The sequence below is a fragment of the Mangrovimonas sp. sgz306409 genome (genome assembly GCF_059735265.1).
Genome location: NZ_JCAPEU010000005.1, coordinates 93,580 through 114,297, shown reverse-complemented (window position 1 = coordinate 114,297; position 20,718 = coordinate 93,580). Strand labels below are relative to the sequence as shown.

The window sequence follows — 20,718 nt, the reverse complement described above, 5'->3', positions numbered from 1 at the left end:
GATGAATTACAAAGAAGCACTCAAGCACCCTCTGTTCAAAATTGTATCTCAAGCGGCACAAGAATTAAAAATTGACGCCTATGTTATTGGTGGCTTTGTGAGAGACCATATTCTGCAAAGAGACTCTAAAAAAGACATCGATATCGTAGCCGTTGGCAGCGGTATTGCATTGGCAAAACAAGTGTCCCAATTATTGTCCAACAAGCCAAAGGTACAGGTTTTTAAAACCTATGGCACAGCCATGTTGCGTTATGAGGATATTGAAGTTGAATTTGTTGGTGCCCGTAAGGAAAGCTACCAAGAGCACAGCCGCAACCCTATTGTAGAAGATGGCACTTTGGAAGACGATCAAAACCGAAGAGATTTCACCATTAATGCCTTGGCTCTAAATTTGTCTGAAGATTGTTTTGGAGATTTGTTAGACCCTTTTAATGGACTGAAGGACATGGAAGCCAAAATTATCCGCACACCTTTAGATCCAGACATCACCTATAGCGACGATCCGTTACGTATGATGCGGGCCATTAGGTTTGCAACGCAATTAGGCTTTAAAATTGAAAAAGAGTCTTTGGAAGCCATCAGCCGAAACAATGAACGGATTAACATCATAACCAAAGAGCGCATTGTAACAGAACTGAATAAAATTCTAGAAAGCGAAAAACCTTCCATTGGATTCCTTCTTTTGGAAAAAACAGGGTTGCTTCATTATATCCTTCCGGAACTCACGGCTCTAAAAGGCATTGATGAAGTGGAAGGCCAAAGACACAAGGACAACTTTTACCACACCTTGGAAGTGGTCGACAACATTTCTTTAAACACAGATAATGTTTGGTTGCGTTGGGCAGCCTTGCTGCACGATATAGGTAAGGCACCTACCAAACGCTTTAGCAAAAAGGTAGGTTGGACCTTCCATGGCCATGAATTTGAAGGCTCCAAAATGGTATTCCATTTATTCAAAAGGCTCAAAATGCCATTGAATGATAAAATGAAATTTGTTCAAAAGATGGTGCTTATGAGCTCCCGCCCTATAATTTTGGCCAGCGATATGGTAACCGATTCCGCGGTAAGACGCTTGGTGTTTGATGCAGGCGATTATGTGGAAGATTTGATGACACTTTGTGAAGCCGACATCACCACCAAAAACCCAAAGCGCTTTAAAAAATACCATAACAACTTTAAGATTGTAAGACAGAAAATGGTGGAAGTTGAAGAACGCGACCATGTAAGAAACTTCCAACCGCCCGTTTCGGGAGAAGAAATCATGGCCACCTTCAACCTAAAACCTTCTAAAGAAATTGGTATCATAAAAGAAACTATCAAAGAAGCCATTTTGGAAGGAGACATTCCAAACGAACACGAAGCAGCTTACCAATTGATGCTAAAAGAAGGGGAACGCTTGGGCCTTAAAGCAGTTGTTAGCAAAGACCAAATTTCCAAAAAACAATAAACACTCATACCGTGGCAAACGCAACTAAAGACAACAAAAAGGTCATCTATTGGTTACTCACAGGATGCTTTCTTATTTTCATCATGGTAATTGTTGGAGGTATCACCCGACTTACAGACTCTGGACTTTCAATTTCCAACTATAAATTAATCACCGGAACCATTCCTCCCATTGGCGAAGCAGAATGGCAGGAAGCTTTTGAGCTTTACCAACAGCATCCAGAATTTAAACATTACAATTCGCATTTCACTTTAGACGATTTTAAAAGTATTTACTTCTGGGAATGGCTACATCGCCTGATCGGTAGAGTGATTGGTTTGGTATTTTTCTTCCCGTTTGCGTATTTTTTAGTGACCAAACAACTTACCAAATCCACAATAAAAAAGAGTATTGTTCTTATGGGACTAGGCGCTTTTCAAGGATTTTTGGGCTGGTACATGGTAAAAAGCGGATTGGTAGATATGCCGGATGTTAGCCATTTTAGATTGGCCGCTCACCTTACAACCGCATTTTTAACTTTTGCAGCCACACTATGGGTGGCACTGGATTTAATTTACCCAGAACGCAAACCTGCCAACATTAAATTTAGAAATATCACGATTGTCGCATACATCGCTTTAATAGTTCAAATAATTTACGGGGCCTTTGTTGCTGGACTAAAAGCAGGTTTAGTACATAATCACTGGCCTTTAATGAATGAAGGCAAATTTATCCACCAGTCGGCTTATATTGTAGAACCCTTTTATAAAAACTGGACAGAAAACCCTAGCGGCATACAGTTTATACATCGCACATTTGCCTATATCGTGGTTGTTTTAATTGTGATACTTTGGAATAAAGCCAGAAAAACTACTCTAAAAGTACAACAAAAACAAGGCGTTAACTTACTTGTAATATTGGTTGGAGTGCAGTTTTTACTTGGAGTTTTAACCTTACTATTTTACGTTCCTATTTGGTTAGGTGTACTACACCAAGTAGGCGCATTTTTCCTGTTAAGCACCATGACTTTTACGCTACACAGATTCACCAAATAACCGAAAATAGATTACATTTGTAATATGATTTACAGATTTAGAATAATACTCGACAACGATACAGAAGATGATGTATTTCGCGATTTGGAGATTCGCGAAACAGATACTTTAGAAGACCTTCACAATGCCATTACCCAATCTTTTGGGTTTGATGGAAATGAAATGGCTTCCTTTTATTTAAGCGATGATACTTGGGAACAAGGAGAAGAAATTTCATTGTTCGATATGAGTGATGGGATGAACTCTGTACGGTTGATGAACGAAACCAGTATCAACGATATTGCCAATGAAAAACAAACGAAGTTGATCTACGTGTATGACTTTTTGAGCATGTGGACCTTTTTTGTGGAATTGGCCGAGATTGTTGAAGAAGCCGAAGGCATGGATTATCCTAATTTAATGTTTGTTCATGGGCAAATCCCTGACCAAGCTCCTGAAAAAGCCTTTGAAGCCGATGACATGATGGACGACTTCAATGAGTTTGATGATGATCTGGATCTAGAGGACTTTGACAGTTTGGACTTCGACGAAAACTGGAACTAAAAAACGCTAAAAGAAATTTTTCATATTCATGCCTTGGTAATTTCGCCTTACGAAATCCAAGGCATTTTTCATGATGGCCCCCATCGTTTCACTACGTCTAAATTCCACATCTAAGGTATATTTATAAATAGCTTCCCCCAACTGTTGGACGTGCGCAGGAATGGAAATGGTGTCTGCCTCCATGCACTCCAAGAGCTCCGAAATCCTATCATGATAACTAATCATACGTCGAGCCACAATTGAGCGTTCTTCAACTTTGTACTGTTCTATAGATTCGTTTTGGATTTTCTCCCGTACCAATTCCACCATTTTAAAATTCTCCTTAAAAAACTGTGGCCTGTAAACATTAAATTTCCCTTCGTAACACTGCTGGTCAAAATCTATCGCCCGAATTCTGTACACTACATGGTCAAAATCGTGGGTGGGCACAATAACATAATTATAGGAGCGCATATCTCCCAACAATCTAATCATACAGCGCTCATTGAACTTGACGAACTCTTTAGCAATCTGTGATTTCTCGGAATGGGAACACTCGGGCAGCATGTTTTTGATGAATTCGTCCCCAGGAATCCCCGCAATATGCTCTTCAATGAGGGTATTCTTATACACCAAAAAGTTCAGGCTGTAAGGCGATAGCATATGCTCAAATTCCAAACCGTACACTCTGGAAGCATCGGCCTTTTTCACATAGAAATGGGTATAATTATCATTAAGTACATTTCTAACCTTCACCCTAAATGGCTTGGAATTCCCGAACGTACAATAATCAATAGCATCTATGTTAAGGTACTTGAAGATGTTTTCATTTCCATCGGAAATAAGAATGGAATACACCCGCTTTAGACTTAAATCTATTTCTTCCCGTTCATAGTCGTTGTAGTAAACACGTACCCAAAGGGTGTCTTCGCCATGGGTATCATACACCACTATTGAACCTTGAAACCGAAGCAAATCCTCATAAAAAATAGGCAAGCGAATATTGCGGTTATACTCTTGCAAATAATTGTGTAACTTACTGCCTATTGGGAAGGAAGGCTTTTTTTTGGATATTTTTAAATCGTCCATAATGATAAAAGTAGTCTAATTTAAGGCTTTTATAAATACCTTGTAACAAAAGCCAACAATGCTCGTCATATTTTTAACCATTCAATTTCAAAAACTTTGGAACCAATCCTTACGATCACCAATCTCACCAAAAAATTTGGCTATTTAACAGCTGTACAAGATTTAAGTTTTACTATCAATAAAGGAAATGTTTATGGCATTTTGGGCCCAAACGGAAGTGGAAAATCTACTACTTTGGGCATTGTTTTAAACGTAGTCAACAAAACCTCGGGAAACTTTCATTGGTTTGACGGCAACATTAGCACACATAATGCCCTAAAAAAAGTGGGCGCCATCATTGAACGCCCAAATTTCTACCCTTATATGACTGCTTACCAAAATTTGAAATTGGTCTGTAAAATAAAAGAGGTTCCTTTTGAAAAAATTGAGGAAAAACTGGAAATTGTAGGCATGTTGGACCGAAAGGACCATAAGTTCCGGACCTATTCCTTAGGAATGAAACAGCGTTTGGCCATTGCCTCTGCATTGTTGAACGATCCTGAAATTCTCATCTTGGACGAGCCAACCAATGGTCTCGATCCACAGGGAATCCATCAAATTAGGGAAATCATCAAAAGTATTGCCGCTAATGGCACTACCATCTTATTGGCCTCCCACCTGTTGGATGAAGTTGAAAAAGTATGTTCCCATGTAGTTGTGCTTAGAAAAGGTGTCAAACTATATTCTGGGCGTGTGGATGAGATGATCAATAGTTATGGTTTCTTTCAACTAAAAGCCACAGAGCAATCACAGCTATTGAACATTTTGGAAACCAATCCCAGCTTCGGAAAAATTACCACCGAAAATGATTTGATCACGGCTTTTTTAAACGAGCCTATGGATGCCTCCGCTCTCAATAAACTCATGTTTGAAAAAGGCATCACCCTATCGCATTTGGTAAAACGTAAGGAAAGCCTAGAAGAACAGTTCCTACAACTTACCGACAACAAATAAATCAGCAACCAATACCCTCCCTATGTTACGTCTTTTAAATCTGGAACTACAAAAATTATTGTTGAACAACGTAAGTAAAGTTCTGATATTTATTTCCTTTATTTTACCCTTTACCGTATTGATTTTGTCATCGATTAAAATCAATTTTTTCAACTTGTTCACTTTAGAATTGGGAGAGCTTGGCGTTTTTAACTTCCCTATTATTTGGCATATTACCACGTTTTTTGCATCCCAATTCAAGTTTTTCTTTGCTATTGTGGTAGTTAGCATGATTGGCAACGAATACAGCAACAAAACCCTCAAACAAAACCTGATTGACGGATTGAGCAAAAAGGAGTTCATTCTATCCAAGTTTTATACCATTGTATTTTTCTCTTTGCTTGCAACTATTTTAATTGGGGTTGCAGCCTTTTGTATAGGAATGTATTACTCCAGTTACAAAGAAGCGTCCATAATTTTTAGAGAAACTAACTTTTTATTGGCCTATTTTGTAAAATTGGTTGGCTTCTTTAGTTTATGTCTCTTATTTGGAATGCTTGTAAAACGATCCGCTTTCGCCCTGGCTTTTCTATTCGTTCTATATATTCTAGAATGGATTGTGTTTGGTTTATTAGTATGGCAAACCAATATGGAACTAGCCGAAAAGATTCAAAATTTCTTTCCCTTAAAGTCCATGTACAAACTCATCGACCAGCCTTTTCAGCGCATCATGATGACCAAGTTTCCTGAGAAAATGGATTTGGCTTACGACTACGCAGTACATTGGCATGAAATTGCGATTGTATTGGGTTGGACAGCCATATTCGTCATTTTATCCTACAAATTATTAAAAAATCGAGATTTATAATATATTTGATAGCCAGCGCTATCTAAATGAAATATAAATTAATTTTTCCAATACTTTCCCTCCTCTGTATTGTTCAAGTGTTCTCGCAAAACGAAGCTTCCAATTGGTATTTTGGACAGAATGCAGGCTTGCACTTTAATGGAGCTACGGGAGCCGTCACCCCAGTAACCGATGGGCAACTGAACACTTTGGAAGGTTGCACGTCTATTTCAGATTCCGATGGCAACCTTTTGTTTTATTCAGATGGAAGAACAATTTGGAATGCCATACACCAGCCTATGGACAATGCCAATGAACTATTTGGAACAGGGCTAAAAGGGGATGATTCTAGTACTTCTTCTGGGTTGATAGTCCCCAAACCACAAGATCCCAATTACTATTATATTTTTACTGTAGATGAACCTCATCATTTCAATTCAGCAGCCTATCCAAACAATGAAGACGGGGATGGTGTAAATGACGGCCTGATGTATTCACTGGTAGACATGTCCCTAAATGGAGGGCTTGGAGATGTGGACCCTCTTGAAAAAAACATCCAATTGATTACCTATGATGTCAACGACGAAGATGAAGTTGATTTTAAATGTTCTGAAAAAATTACCGCCGTAAAAGCTGATGACTGTTCTTCCTTTTGGGTAATCACGCATTTTACAGATAGCTTTTATGCCTTTAAGGTAGATATCAATGGAGTCAATACCACACCAGTAGTGTCGGTCGTTGGTCCAGAAGTGCCTGTTGCCGGTTATCGAAGAAACGCTTTGGGTTACCTAAAAGCTTCACCTGATGGCACTAAATTGGCTGCTGCCCATCATGGTTTTGCAACAGAATTGGCTGGTGAATCTGGAGGAGGCGTTTATTTATTCGATTTCAACAACGAAACTGGTGAAGTATCTAATTCCCAAGAACTATATTCTCCAAACAACAATAATAGTCCCTACGGTTTGGAATTCTCGTCTCAAAACAAAAAGCTATACGCAACCGTAAGTCAAGGTATTGACGGAGCTGGGACAAGTCAGGTTATTCAATGGAATTTGGAAGCTACAAACATCCCAAGTTCACAAGTGGTCATTCATACTTCTAGCCAAATGGCTTCGGGCGCCTTACAATTGGGCATTGACAAAAAAATCTACAGGGCCCAAGTAAACTTTTCAAATATTAATGGCTCAGGCCAATATCTAGGAATCATCCACAACCCTGAAGCTACCGGAGCTGCTGCCAATTATGATGAGACTGGTATTTTTTTGGATATCAATGGTGGGTTTCAAAATATAAGTCGCATTGGGCTACCTCCTTTCATTCAATCATTGTTCAATACAGAAATTGATATCATCCAAAACGGAATTAGCACCACACAACTATTACTCTGCGAAGGAGACTCCTATACTCTAACGGCCGAGGATATTTCTGAAGCTACTTATAATTGGACTAAGGACGGACAAGGGCTAACAGAAAGCACCTTTCAATTGTTGGTTGAGGCTCCTGGATTCTATGAAGTATTTATAGAACCCAACAATGGCGAATGCCCTATAGTTGGTGAGGCTATTGTTAGCTATCACCCCATCCCGGAAGCTCACCAACCAGACAATATGATTGTTTGTGAACTCACAACTACCTCAAGCTTTGATTTTACGGAGCAAAACAGCCAAATTTTGGATGGTCAAAACCCTAACAATTTTGGCGTTCAATATTATACCTCCATAGAAGATGTCGAAACCGACATGGATGAAATTCAGTTTCCATTCAACAATACCACAAATCCACAGGAAATTTTCGCAAGGGTATACAATATAGCGAACCCAAACTGTTACAATATCACGTCATTTTTTGTAGAGGTTAATATTGCTCCAACCATAGAGCTTCTTGAGGACATTGTTGTTTGCGATGAGGATTTTAGTACTGACCCCTTGGACGGAATTACCTCCATAAACTTATCAAATCTATATGATGCTATTTACGGTAATCAAGACCAATCCTTATATAGCATTTCATTTCATGGATCCCAACAAGATGCTGACGGTAATACCTCTCCATTCCCTTCTACTTTTGCCAATGCAATTGCTTTTGAACAAGAAATTTTTGTCAGAATACAAAACAACCTGACTCCTGAATGTTACAGTACCGATTCTTTTCTTTTCACCGTCAATCCTGCTCCAGAGGCCAATGAAACAACTCTATTACAATGTGATGAAGATGGGATTCCGGAAGGATATACAATTTTCAACTTGACCGAAGCAGAAGAAGCCATTACAGGAAACGTCTCCAATAGAAATGTAATATATTTCCTTACTCAAGAAGATGCCGCTTCAGGAAATAGCATCCCTAATCCGGATGAATTTCACAATTTCCATAACCCCCAAAACCTTTTTGTTGAGGTCAGTAACCTGAATACGGGCTGTATCAACACTACAACCTTGACATTGGAAGTGAGTACAACCTCTGCGAATGATACTATATTAGAGGCCTGTGATGATGATGGTTTGGAAGATGGTTTTTACGACTTCACTTTAAACGAAGCCTCGGCAGCTGTTTTAAACGCATTACCTCCGAATTTGAATTTGGACTATTATCCAACTTACCAAGATGCACTTTTGGAAACGAATCCATTACCTAATAATTACACCAATACAATACCCTATTCACAAACCATTTATGCCCGTGTTGAGGACAATAACGCCTGCTATGGAATTTCAGAAGTATTATTAAAGGTTTTGGAACTTCCCAATGTAGAAACCGAATCTGAAGCTTATTACTGCACCAACCTATTTCCTGAAACTCTTACCTTAACTGGTGAAATTATTGATGATTTACCAAACAATTATTATTACAACTGGTCAACAGGTGAAACCACATCAAGCATCGAAGTAGACGCTCCCGGAACCTACACTGTAAGAGTCACTAACACTTGGGGATGTTTTAAAGATAGAAGTATAACAGTGCTCCCTTCCACGGATGCCACAATAGAATCTATTGAAGTGATGGATGCTTCAGAGAACAATCTTATCACAGTGTTTGTAAGTGGTGATGGCGATTACGAATATGCTTTGGACAATATTAATGGTCCGTACCAAGATAGTCCAACCTTTACAGATGTGGAAGCAGGTCTTCATACCGTCTATGTTAGAGATAAAAATGGTTGTGGTATTACGGAGAAAATAGTTTCAGTAATTGGATTCCCAAAATTCTTTACACCAAATGGTGACACTTATAACGATTTTTGGCAGGTCAGAGGCATTAGCAAACAGTTCCAACCCAACAGTATCATCTACATTTTTGACCGGTATGGCAAACTCATTAAAGAGCTTGATCCTCTAAGTCCAGGTTGGGATGGAACCCTGAACGGAAAACCACTACCAGCCAGTGATTATTGGTTTTCGGTAACTCTAGAAGATGGAAGAACCTTTACCAGTCATTTTTCATTAAAACGATAAATCTACTTTATGAATAACCCCGAAAAACACTTTGTGTTTAGCCTAGCCGCAATTCTAACCTTTATAAATATTTTTTCCCAAGAACCTACAGACTGCGTCAATTCGGTTACTATCTGCGGGAATTCCAATTTAAATTTCAATGTAAATGGAATTGGTACTCAAGAATTAAGTCCCTTAAATAATGGTTGTAGCGCCCAAGAAAATAATAGTATTTGGCTAAAAGTTAACGTCATTACAAGCGGCACATTAGGTTTTACTCTAACACCTAACAGCACGAGTATCTCAGAAGACTATGATTTTTTTGTGTTTGGACCAAATGTTCCATGCAACAATTTAGGGCAAGCAATTAGATGCTCTACAACCAACCCTGGACAAGCCAATTTGAGTAATAATCTAACTGGTATGAATGGTTCAGAAACAGAAACCTCTGAAGGACCTGGACCTAGCGGAAATAGCTTTGTAAAATGGCTTGATGTAACTGCGGGAGATACCTTCTTTATCGCTATTGACAGACCTGTTGGCAACAGTCCTTTTAGTCTGGAATGGACAGGGACAGCCGAATTTTCAGAACCTCCTACGAACGAAGTGGTCTCAGGAATAGCTTTAAACCTTGAAACCTGTGACACCCTATCTCCTTTTGATAATGGGCTTTCTCCTTTCGATTTGGAAATCAACTCTGCCTCAATTATTGGCAACCAAACCAATACTACGGTTACCTATTACGAAACCGAAAGCGATGCCAATATTGGGGATGACCCAATCAATGGAATGTATACAAACACTATTAACCCCCAAACCATTTATTTTAGAATTACCAACGATATTACAGGATGTTACACCATAGGTGAGTTTAATTTAAACGTTAATCTAGGGCCTGATTTCAACCCTCCTTCAGATTTGGAAATCTGTGATAATATGGAAGATGGTGACAGCATGAATGGACAAACAAGTTTTGATTTAGAAATAATTACAGAGGAAATCACAAATGGCTTTGAAAACCAAAATTTATATGTTTCCTACCATGAAACACTTTTCCAAGCTGAAAATGGTACCGATAACCTTTCAGAACAATACTATAACTTAAACCCAAACTCTCAAGAAATTTTTATAAGAATTGAAGACCCTTTTAATCCTGATTGTAGAACAATTACATCATGTAATCTTATTGTAAACCCAAGTCCTATAGCCAACCCTACTTCAATATTTCAGTGTGCCGAAAATACTATATCAGATGATTTTACCACCTTTAATTTAATGCAAGTAGAACAAACCATCACCGATGGAGCACCCAATACTTCAGTAGCCTATTTCCTTTCTGAAGATGATATCCTCTCTGGAATTAATATTCAAAATCCTGGTGAATTTCATAATTCCCAAAATCCTCAAACGATATTTGTGCAAGTGACAGATATAGTTACCGGTTGTACCAATAGCACCACATTAACTTTGGTAGTTAATACCACTTCAGGTTCTAACGTTACCCTAGAGGTATGCGATAATGATGGTACAGAAGATGGAATTTACAACTTTACACTGAGTGATGCTTCCGAAGAAATTTTAAATGGACTTCCCGAAAATTTGGATTTAGAATATTACCAATCCTATGAAGACGCTCTTTTGGAATTGAATTCTCTAGACGACAATTTTAGCAACTCATCTCCCTATTCCCAAACTATCTATGCTCGTGTTGAGGACAACAATGCCTGTTACGGCATTTCGGAAGTGGTACTGAAAGTTTTAGAACTTCCTAATATTGAAACCGAAGCAGAAGCCTATTATTGTACCCATCTGTTCCCTGAAACGCTTACGCTTTCAGGAGGTATTATCGATGACACTCCCAACAATTATTATTACAATTGGTCAACAGGTGAAACCACTACCACTATTGAAGTGAATACTCCTGGAACCTATACCGTAAGGGTCACCAATACCCTTGGCTGTTATAAAGACCGAACAATTACTGTACTACCTGCTACCGATGCAACCATAGAATCTGTTGAAGTTATGGATGCTTCAGATAACAACCTTATTACAGTTTTTGTTAGTGGTCAAGGCGAGTATGAATATGCCTTGGATAATATCGACGGCCCTTATCAGGACAGCCCAACCTTCACAAATGTTCCTGCGGGACTTTACACAGTTTACGTAAGATCGAAACATGGTTGTGATATTACAGAAAAATTGGTTTCTGTTATTGGATTTCCAAAATTCTTTACACCGAACGGGGATGGTCACAATGACTTTTGGCAAGTCCAGGGCTTAACTCAAAAAAATCAATTTAATACTACTATTTACATCTTTAACCAATATGGAAAAATTTTGAAAGAACTGAACCCTAGAAGTCCAGGATGGGATGGTACTCTAAATGGAAAATTATTACCTGCAAGTGATTATTGGTTCTCGGTAACTTTGGAAGACGGAAGAACATTTACCAACCATTTCACCTTAAAACGATAAGATTTCCATAGATAATTTCTTAAATTGCTAACATATAATTACCAGATGAAAAGCAACCAACCACTCAGTTATTTCTTATTCTTCTGCTTTACCATATATGCCTTTGGACAGGATATTTCCTTGTACCAGCAATTTAATGGACGTTATGACTATACGGCTATTGGAAATACTATGAATCTCATGGAAAATGGAGAAGACCTGCCCTGTGAAATCCTTACCGCTTCTTCTGCTACTTTAAATTTAAACTCGAATCAAAATATTGTAGCCGCATATTTGTACTGGGCAGGAAGTGGACCTGGTGATTTTGAGATAAAATTGAATGATATTGATGTTAGCTCTGAACGGGAATTTTCAGATACTTTAGATGAAAACCGAGTTTTCTTTGCGGCCTTTGCTGATGTTACTTCTGTTGTTCAAAACATTAGTTCTGGAATTTATACCATATCGGAACTTGATGTCTCAGCAGAAATCCCAACATACTGTCCTTCAAGCACAAACTTTGCCGGTTGGGCAATTACAATTATTTATCAAGATGAAAATCTACCTCTCAACCAACTCAATGTATATGATGGACTCCAAAGTGTCCCAGAAATGCTTACCATAACTTTAGACAACCTGAATGTTTTAGATAATGAAGATGCCAAAATAGGGTTTATCGCTTGGGAAGGCGATTCCTCGATAGCCGTAAATGAACAGTTAACTATCAACGGTAACGTTATTGGAAATCCACCACTCAACCCTACCAACAATGCCTTTAATGGCACCAATAGTTTTACAGGCTCTTCCACCCTTTATAACATGGACATAGATTTCTATAATATTCAGAATAACATTGCTATAGGAGATACTACCGCCACCATTCAATTGACCTCTGGACAAGATTATGTAATGATCAACAATGTTATTACAGTTTTAAACAGTCAGCTTCCCGATGCTACAATTTCTTTGGACACCTATACCTTGGAATGTAATGACAGAGCTGTTGACATAAGCTACACGGTTTTTAATACCAATAGTACCGACTTCCTCCCTGCTAATACCCCCATAGCTTTTTATGCCAATTCCGTTTTAGTTGGTCAAAGTGCAACTTTAAACGACATTCCTATCGATGGTTCAGAATCGAATACAATTACCGTAATGATTCCCGAAAGTGTTGGAGATGATTTTACCCTAACCTTATCTGTTGATGATACAGGCTCAGGCACGGGAATTGTCACGGAAATTAATGAAGACAACAACTCTGAGGATACAGCTATCGAATTACTGATTACACCTCCCATGGAAGTATTGGATGAAACCCTAGCATGCGACCAAGGCTTTGATACCGCAATGTTTGATTTGGACAATATTTTCGAAAGCTTACTTCCTAATTCTGGGGCACCTTTATTTTACATCTCTTTAGAAGATTTGGAAAATGATGAAAATGAAATTTTTAACCCAACTGACTATGCCAATACTAGCAGTCCCCAAACTATTTTTGTAAAAGTTGAATCTGATCCATGTTATGAAATCTACAGCTTTGATGTTTTGGTTGAAAACTGCCCTCCTTTTGTTCCCGATGGATTTTCTCCAAATACCGATGGCCTGAACGATTGGTTTAATATCCAAGGACTCTATGATATTTTTGAGGACCATAAACTCAAAATATTCAACAGGTATGGAGAATTAATCTTTGAAGGCGACAATGCTACACCTTGGAAAGGCAAATCTAACAGAGGGATAAATAATATAGGAAAACTCATGCCCGTTGGCACTTACTACTATATTTTGGAGTTGAAGGACCCTAATTATAAGGATATTGTTGGGTGGGTTTATGTTAATTATTGATCATTTCACCTAGCATTTAGTCGCATTTTTTTGCCGTTCATCCAATTTTACGTAATTTTGCACACTAAATAACTAGCTTGTTTTGTTATACATGCCCCAATTAGCATGCAGTAGTATGGAAAGCTATAACCTCTTGTCATGAAAGCATTCAAAATATCCTTCATCATATTAGTCTGTTTTTTATGCAATCCTATATTTTCCCAACAAATTTCAGTAGACAACTCATATTCTGCACAGGAACTCATTGAGGACATATTGGTACAGGGCTGTGTGGAGATTTCCAACGTAACTTCACAAGTAAATGGCTCCGTAAATGGTTTTGGAAGTTTTGGGTATTTTGAGAAGGCTGCCTCTAATTTTCCATTCCAAAATGGGGTTATATTATCCACCGGTAATGCAGCTTCGGCTGGAAATACTCCCAATCCAGATATCTTAAATGAAGGAGAGCCAGATTGGGGAGCAGATACCGATTTAGAAAATGCTTTAGGTATCAGCGGAACCGTCAATGCCACTTCCATTGAATTTGACATCGTATCCATTTCCAATCAAATACAGTTCAATTATATTTTGGCATCTGAAGAGTACTTCGGGAATTACCCATGTAATTATTCCGATGCATTTGCATTTCTTATTAAAGAAACTGGCAATTCTGGACCCTATTCCAATATTGCGGTAATCCCTGGAACCTCCACCCCTGTAAATACAAATACTATACACGATGAAATTGCAGGCTTTTGTCCCCCAGAGAACGAAGAGTATTTTGAAGGCTATAGCTTGGGAGATACTAATTTTAATGGTCGTACCACTGTCCTGTCTGCTACAGCTGCTATCACACCCAATGTGCAATATCACATTAAACTCGTAATTGCTGACCAAGGTGATCAAAATTATGACTCCGCTGTTTTTATTGAGGGAAACAGTTTTAACACTACCGTGGATTTAGGTGATGACCTTACCACTTGTGCCTCTTCGGTAACCTTAGATGCCGATATTCAAAATCCCATAGCCGTCTACTCTTGGTATTTAGATAATGCCCTTATTTCTGGCGAAACGCAACCCACACTTAATGTTACAGAATCTGGAACCTATAAAGTCGTTATTGAAATCCCCATTGCCAACAGCACCTGTATCATTGAGGACTCGGTAATTATCAATCTTAGTTCTACACAAACAGCAAACCCCATAGCTGATTATGAAATTTGTGACGATGCCAGTAACAATGGCACCGAAACATTTGACTTGAGCACTATGGATAGTGAGGTTTTGGCGTCAGTCCCACAATCAAACTACAACCTATCATACCATAATTCACAAGCCGATGCTAATAATAATGCCTCGCCAATTACTGCTCCAATTCAAAACACCTCAAGTCCTCAAACTATCTATGTTAGAATTGAAGATATTGATAATGGATGTTTGGCCTATAGCAGCTTTAATTTAGTTGTCAATCCATTACCGGTAATTGTAGACCCTACAGATCTTTTGGTTTGTGATGATACGAGTCCTGATGGTTTTACTAATATTGATTTGACTGAAAAAAATGACGAAATTACCTCTGGACAAAGTAATTTGATTGTTAGCTACCATTACACTCAGGCGGATGCAAATACAGGGGCCAACCCGATTCCTTCGCCATATACAAATACAAATTCCTCAGAACAACTGTTTGTAAGGGTTATCGATTCCCAAACAGGCTGTGCCAGCACTACCTCCTTGAACCTTTTGGTACAAAGTAATCCTATAATCAACTCGGAAGATTTATATATAGACGCATGCGACACCGAACACGATGGGTTTGCTACTTTCGACCTTAACACGATTATTGACGAAGTCCTAAATGGGCTTACCGGAGTTTCCACAACATTTCATGAGACTTATGAAGATGCACTTTTAGGAGATAACCCTATTCCAAACCCTTCCAATTACGCCAACGAAGAATTTGAAGTGCAAACCGTTTATATTCGGGTTGTAGACGACATCACTGGTTGTGCCTCTGTTGCCTCTTTTGAAATTCATCCAAACCTATTGTTGACCGGAACCAATATTCAAGATTTTTCGGTATGTGACATTGATAATGATGGTAATGAAAATTTTGATTTGGAGAATATGGCTGTAACCATTGCTAACGATATTCCAGATGTAACCATTGCCTTCTACCTTTCCGAAGGGGATAGAGCGAGTCAAATTAACGAACTAGACCAAAGTATCCCATTTACCCCTACAGAATACCCACAAACCCTCTATTTAATTATCAGTAGTCCTACCTGTGATGAATACGCCGAAATAGAAATCTTTCTGATTGGAATCAACAATTTTGATTCTCCAGGAAACGTAGAATATTGTGACAACGACCAAGATGGATTCACTGAAATAAACCTCACTTCTTTTGACAGTTTGGTTACTGGTGGACAAACAGGATATTCAGTAAGCTACTTTGCTTCAGAGGCTGATGCAGAATCTAATATCAACGTTCTTCCAGATCAGTATACCAATACGTCAAATCCTCAAACATTCTATACTAGAATCCGATTTGATGAAACAGGCTGTGCCTCCATCAATTCATTTCAAGTAACCATATTAACGGCGCCAACTACCAATACACCTTCACCTATCAAAATCTGTGACGATGATGACGATGGCATCTATGTTGTTGATCTGACTTCAAAAATCCCTGAAATTCTTCCTGGTACCAACAACCAGACAATTACTTTCCATAGTAGTTTTGAAGATGCTGATATGGGTGCCAATCCAATTTCAGGAACTACCAACTATTCCACGGCTACACAAACCTTATATGTAAGAGTTGAAAACGGGGGTAGCGAATGTTATTCGGTTGAACCTTTGGAAATCTTCATCAATACACTTCCGCAAGTTTCAGCTCAAATAAGCGATTACAAAATCTGCGAGCAAGATAGCGACAACATTGGTGACTTTACGTTTATTACAAGAGATGAAGAAATTTTGAATGGACAAACTGATAAGCAGGTATTGTATTTCACGTCGCAATCTGATGCCGAAAACAGGACCAACATTATCGATAAAACGGTTCCTTTTCAAAACACAGTCAACCCACAGACTATTTATATTCGAATCGAAAATATTACGGATGAAGATTGTTATATTACCTCTTCATTTTCTATAGAAATAGGGACCAACCCACAATTCAACAAACCTTTGGACTGGTTTCTATGCGACGATATTGCAAATGATGGTTATGAAGAATTTGACCTTAACATAAAGGCTCAGGAAATGACTGAAGGCATTAATGAAGACATTGATGTCACTTTCTACCTGAGTATGACTGATGCTGAAAATGAGGAAAACCCAATTCCAGCTAACTTTACCAACACAACCAATCCTCAAACCATTTTTGTAAGCCTGAGCAACGGTTCATTCTGTAATTCAACAACTAGTTTCGAAATAAATGTCATCCAAGCCCCAGAAGCCAATCCAGCTGAACCATTAATCGCATGTGATACGGACTTTGATGGCATTGTCACTTTCGATTTAACCCAAGCAGAAGTCGATATTTTAGACGTGAGGCAAGAAGATATTGTCATTTCTTATTACGAAACCCTTGACGAGTTGGAAATTCAGGTTAATGAAATACCTGATCCGACGTCTTACGACAATATCACCAATCCCCAAACGGTTTACTTTAGAATTACAAACACAACCTCGGGTTGTTACTTAGCGATTCCGATTGAATTAATAGTTAACCTTCCCCCTCCAATAAACCAAATAGGCAATATCGAAATCTGTGAAAATGAGGATAATTATTACGACCTCAATGAAGCAAGCAATTTACTCTTGGATGATTTGAATGGCGTGATCATAAATTACTTTGAAACTGCTGCAGATGCAGAAGCCAACACTAATGCAATTTCTACAGATTACACCTATCAATCGTATAACGACATCATTCATGTTCGTGCCGAATATGAAGATACTGGCTGTTTTGCCACGTACTTTTTCGTGTTGAGAGTCAAATTATTACCCAATGCACTTACACCACCCGATTTGATAGATTGCGACGATGATTATGATGGCTTTTTAATGTTTGACCTTTCACAACAGGACGCCGCCATTTTGGGCAATCAAAACACTTCGGAATTCACTGTTACTTACTATACAAATGAAGCTTCCGCAAATTCAGGTTCTGATGCCCTTCCTTTACCTTCTAATTTACAAGATCAACAGACTGTCTATGCGCGAGTAGAAAATAACGATACTGGCTGCTATAGCCTAACGCAATTTATGGTTTTCATCAATCCAAAACCTATTGTTGACATCCCCGATCAAGCCATTTGTTTGGATAACTTGCCATTAGTTGTTGACGCCAATACATTAATAGAAGGAGACACCTATCTTTGGTCTACGGGAGCAACAACACCTGAAATTGAAATAGACGAAATAGGTATTTACTCTGTTACTGTAACCACACTGGATGGATGTAGCACTACAAGTGATTTTACAATTACCGAGTCTGAACAGGCTAATATAGAATTCACAGAAGTTTTGGACTTCTCGGATCCAAATAATGTGACTGTAACCGTAAGCGGAATTGGAAATTATTTGTATCAATGGGACGATGAGGAACCTCAGGAATCCAATGTATTTGAAAATGTCACCTACGGCTACCATACCATTACTGTGATTGATTTGAATGGATGTTCAGAAGTGACCAAAGAAATTGTGGTAGTAGACGCTCCAAAGTTCATGACACCGAACAACGATGGCTTTACAGACACATGGCACATTGCTGGAGTGGAAACACTTCCAGGAACCGTTGTGTATATTTTTGACCGATTTGGAAAACTTCTCAAGCAACTCTCTTCGGACTCTGAAGGTTGGGATGGTACTTACAATGGCCATTTAATGCCCGCGTCAGATTATTGGTTTGTGGCCAATGTAAAACGCGGAGATATCGAATTTGAAGTCCGTGGGCATTTTGCGCTTCGTCGATAGGTTTTTCTGAAATCCACCCTGTTAAATTTATGCCAATCATCGCTTTATAGCCCTAATTTCTTTTTGTTCACGCAATGCAAACATGTAAATTTGCGCTATGCGTTTCAAAATAAAATCAGAATTTGGTCCAACCGGGGATCAACCTCAAGCCATTAAACAACTGGTTGCGGGTATTGAAGGAAGTGACAGATACCAAACTCTTTTGGGAGTAACGGGCTCTGGTAAAACTTTTACTGTTGCCAACGTTATTGAAGAAGTTCAACGACCTACCCTGGTGTTGGCCCATAACAAAACTTTAGCCGCTCAATTGTATTCGGAATTCAAGCAGTTTTTTCCTGACAATGCCGTAGAATATTTTGTTTCGTATTACGATTATTACCAACCCGAAGCCTATATCCCAGTAACGGGAGTTTATATAGAAAAAGATCTTTCCATTAACGAGGAAATCGAAAAAATGCGTTTGAGCGCTACCTCTTCCCTGCTTTCAGGAAGACGGGACGTATTAGTGGTTGCCTCGGTTTCGTGTTTGTATGGTATTGGAAACCCTGTGGAGTTTCAAAAGAATGTCATTTCATTGGAAAGGGACCAAATTATTTCTCGAACCAAATTACTTCATATGTTAGTTCAAAGTTTGTACTCACGTACCGAAGCTGAGTTCAACCATGGAAATTTCAGAATAAAAGGAGATACTGTTGATATCTTCCCTAGTTATGACGATCATGCTTTTAGAATCCATTTTTTTGGAGATGAAATTGAAGATATCGAAGCTTTTAATGTTCAGACGAATGAGGTAATTGAAAGATATGACCGACTCAATATTTACCCCGCCAATATGTTCGTGACATCACCCGATGTTTTGCAGGGAGCTATTAAAAATATCCAAGACGATCTGGTAAAACAGTATGATTACTTTACAGAAATTGGCAAACATTTAGAAGCTAAACGCCTTAAGGAACGTACGGAATTTGACCTTGAAATGATTAGGGAATTGGGGTATTGTTCTGGAATTGAAAACTATTCAAGGTATTTGGATGGTCGAGAGCCCGGAACACGTCCGTTCTGCCTTTTGGATTATTTCCCAGACGACTATTTGATGGTTGTGGATGAGAGTCACGTGACCATTTCCCAAGTACATGCCATGTATGGAGGTGACCGAAGCCGGAAAGAGAATTTGGTAGAATACGGATTTAGATTGCCCGCTGCCATGGACAACCGTCCTTTGAAATTTGAAGAATTTGAAGCGCTTCAAAACCAAGTCATCTATGTAAGTGCTACGCCTGCAGACTATGAATTGGAAAAATCAGGAGGTGCTTATGTAGAACAGGTAATTCGTCCAACAGGATTGTTGGATCCTATTATTGAGGTTCGTCCAAGTTTAAATCAAATTGATGATTTGATAGAGGAAATCCAACAACGGGTTGAAAAGGACGAACGTACTTTGGTAACGACCCTTACCAAACGTATGGCTGAAGAGTTGACCAAATATTTAGACCGTATCCAAATCCGTTGCCGTTATATCCATAGTGATGTGGACACCTTGGAACGCGTTGAAATCATGCAAGATTTAAGAAAGGGGTTATTTGATGTATTAGTGGGTGTCAATCTTCTTCGTGAGGGTCTTGACCTTCCAGAAGTTTCCTTGGTAGCCATTTTGGATGCGGACAAGGAAGGTTTCTTAAGATCCAACCGCTCTCTAACCCAAACCGTTGGTAGAGCGGCTAGGAATGTCAATGGTAAAGCTATTATGTACGCCGATAAAATAACGGGAAGCATGCAAAAAACCATTGACGAAACCAACTATCGTCGGGAAAAGCAAATTGACTACAACACCAAACATAATCTTACTCCAAAACCACTTAATAAAAGCTTAGACAATGTACTCACCAAAAATTCTGTGAGCACATACAGCTACGAGCTCAAAGCTGCCAAGGCTGCCGAACCTGAAAGCGAATACTTGTCCAAAGTAGAACTGGAGAAGAAAATTCGAGATAAAAGAAAGCTTATGGAAGACGCTGCAAAAGCTTTAGACTTTATGCTAGCTGCGCAGTTTAGGGATGAAATTAAGGCCTATCAAACCAAATTGGATGCCTTAAAAGTATAATACCA

At 38.8% G+C, this 20,718-nt stretch carries 11 protein-coding genes; 10 read left to right on the top strand and 1 reads right to left on the bottom strand.

Features of this window, described 5'->3' with window-relative positions; genetic code table 11:
* Nucleotide 1: 1 nt before the first annotated feature.
* Genes AC6I5C_RS10085 through AC6I5C_RS10075 form a run of 3 tightly spaced genes read left to right on the top strand, consistent with a single transcriptional unit; the run spans nucleotide 2 to nucleotide 3,024 of the window.
* On the top strand, nucleotides 2–1,447 hold the full coding sequence (locus AC6I5C_RS10085; RefSeq protein ID WP_497905206.1) for a CCA tRNA nucleotidyltransferase: 1,446 nt from the start codon (nucleotides 2–4) through the stop codon (nucleotides 1,445–1,447).
* A gap of 11 nt (nucleotides 1,448–1,458) precedes the next feature.
* A complete protein-coding gene (locus AC6I5C_RS10080; RefSeq protein WP_497905047.1) occupies nucleotides 1,459–2,481 on the top strand; it encodes a COX15/CtaA family protein in 1,023 nt (340 codons plus the stop codon).
* 24 nt (nucleotides 2,482–2,505) lie between these two features.
* Complete coding sequence (locus AC6I5C_RS10075; RefSeq protein ID WP_497905046.1) at nucleotides 2,506–3,024, top strand: IS1096 element passenger TnpR family protein; 519 nt, start codon at nucleotides 2,506–2,508, stop codon at nucleotides 3,022–3,024.
* A gap of 6 nt (nucleotides 3,025–3,030) precedes the next feature.
* Here AC6I5C_RS10075 and AC6I5C_RS10070 read toward each other — a convergent pair whose 3' ends face one another.
* Nucleotides 3,031–4,095, bottom strand: coding sequence for a hypothetical protein (locus tag AC6I5C_RS10070; protein ID WP_497905205.1), 1,065 nt, complete (start codon nucleotides 4,093–4,095; stop codon nucleotides 3,031–3,033).
* Nucleotides 4,096–4,188: 93 nt separating this feature from the next.
* Here AC6I5C_RS10070 and AC6I5C_RS10065 point away from each other — a divergent pair, with 93 nt between their 5' ends.
* The 7 genes from AC6I5C_RS10065 to uvrB all read left to right on the top strand — a co-directional run bounded on the left by AC6I5C_RS10065 (nucleotide 4,189) and on the right by uvrB (nucleotide 20,713).
* Complete coding sequence (locus tag AC6I5C_RS10065; RefSeq protein ID WP_497905045.1) at nucleotides 4,189–5,085, top strand: ABC transporter ATP-binding protein; 897 nt, start codon at nucleotides 4,189–4,191, stop codon at nucleotides 5,083–5,085.
* Between the two features lie 22 nt (nucleotides 5,086–5,107).
* Entirely contained in the window at nucleotides 5,108–5,932 is an 825-nt protein-coding gene (locus tag AC6I5C_RS10060) for an ABC transporter permease subunit (RefSeq protein WP_497905044.1), read from the top strand.
* 26 nt (nucleotides 5,933–5,958) lie between these two features.
* Nucleotides 5,959–9,360 carry a T9SS type B sorting domain-containing protein gene (locus AC6I5C_RS10055; RefSeq protein ID WP_497905043.1) on the top strand — a complete coding sequence of 1,134 codons (3,402 nt, stop codon included), beginning with the start codon at nucleotides 5,959–5,961 and terminating at the stop codon, nucleotides 9,358–9,360.
* Nucleotides 9,361–9,369: 9 nt separating this feature from the next.
* Nucleotides 9,370–11,817, top strand: a complete 2,448-nt coding sequence (locus tag AC6I5C_RS10050) for a T9SS type B sorting domain-containing protein (RefSeq protein ID WP_497905042.1) — start codon at nucleotides 9,370–9,372, stop codon at nucleotides 11,815–11,817.
* A gap of 45 nt (nucleotides 11,818–11,862) precedes the next feature.
* Nucleotides 11,863–13,644 carry a T9SS type B sorting domain-containing protein gene (locus AC6I5C_RS10045; protein ID WP_497905041.1) on the top strand — a complete coding sequence of 594 codons (1,782 nt, stop codon included), beginning with the start codon at nucleotides 11,863–11,865 and terminating at the stop codon, nucleotides 13,642–13,644.
* Nucleotides 13,645–13,782: 138 nt separating this feature from the next.
* Nucleotides 13,783–18,612 carry a T9SS type B sorting domain-containing protein gene (locus tag AC6I5C_RS10040; protein ID WP_497905040.1) on the top strand — a complete coding sequence of 1,610 codons (4,830 nt, stop codon included), beginning with the start codon at nucleotides 13,783–13,785 and terminating at the stop codon, nucleotides 18,610–18,612.
* 97 nt (nucleotides 18,613–18,709) lie between these two features.
* Complete coding sequence (gene uvrB / locus AC6I5C_RS10035; protein ID WP_497905039.1) at nucleotides 18,710–20,713, top strand: excinuclease ABC subunit UvrB; 2,004 nt, start codon at nucleotides 18,710–18,712, stop codon at nucleotides 20,711–20,713.
* The last annotated feature ends 5 nt before the right edge of the window (nucleotides 20,714–20,718 follow it).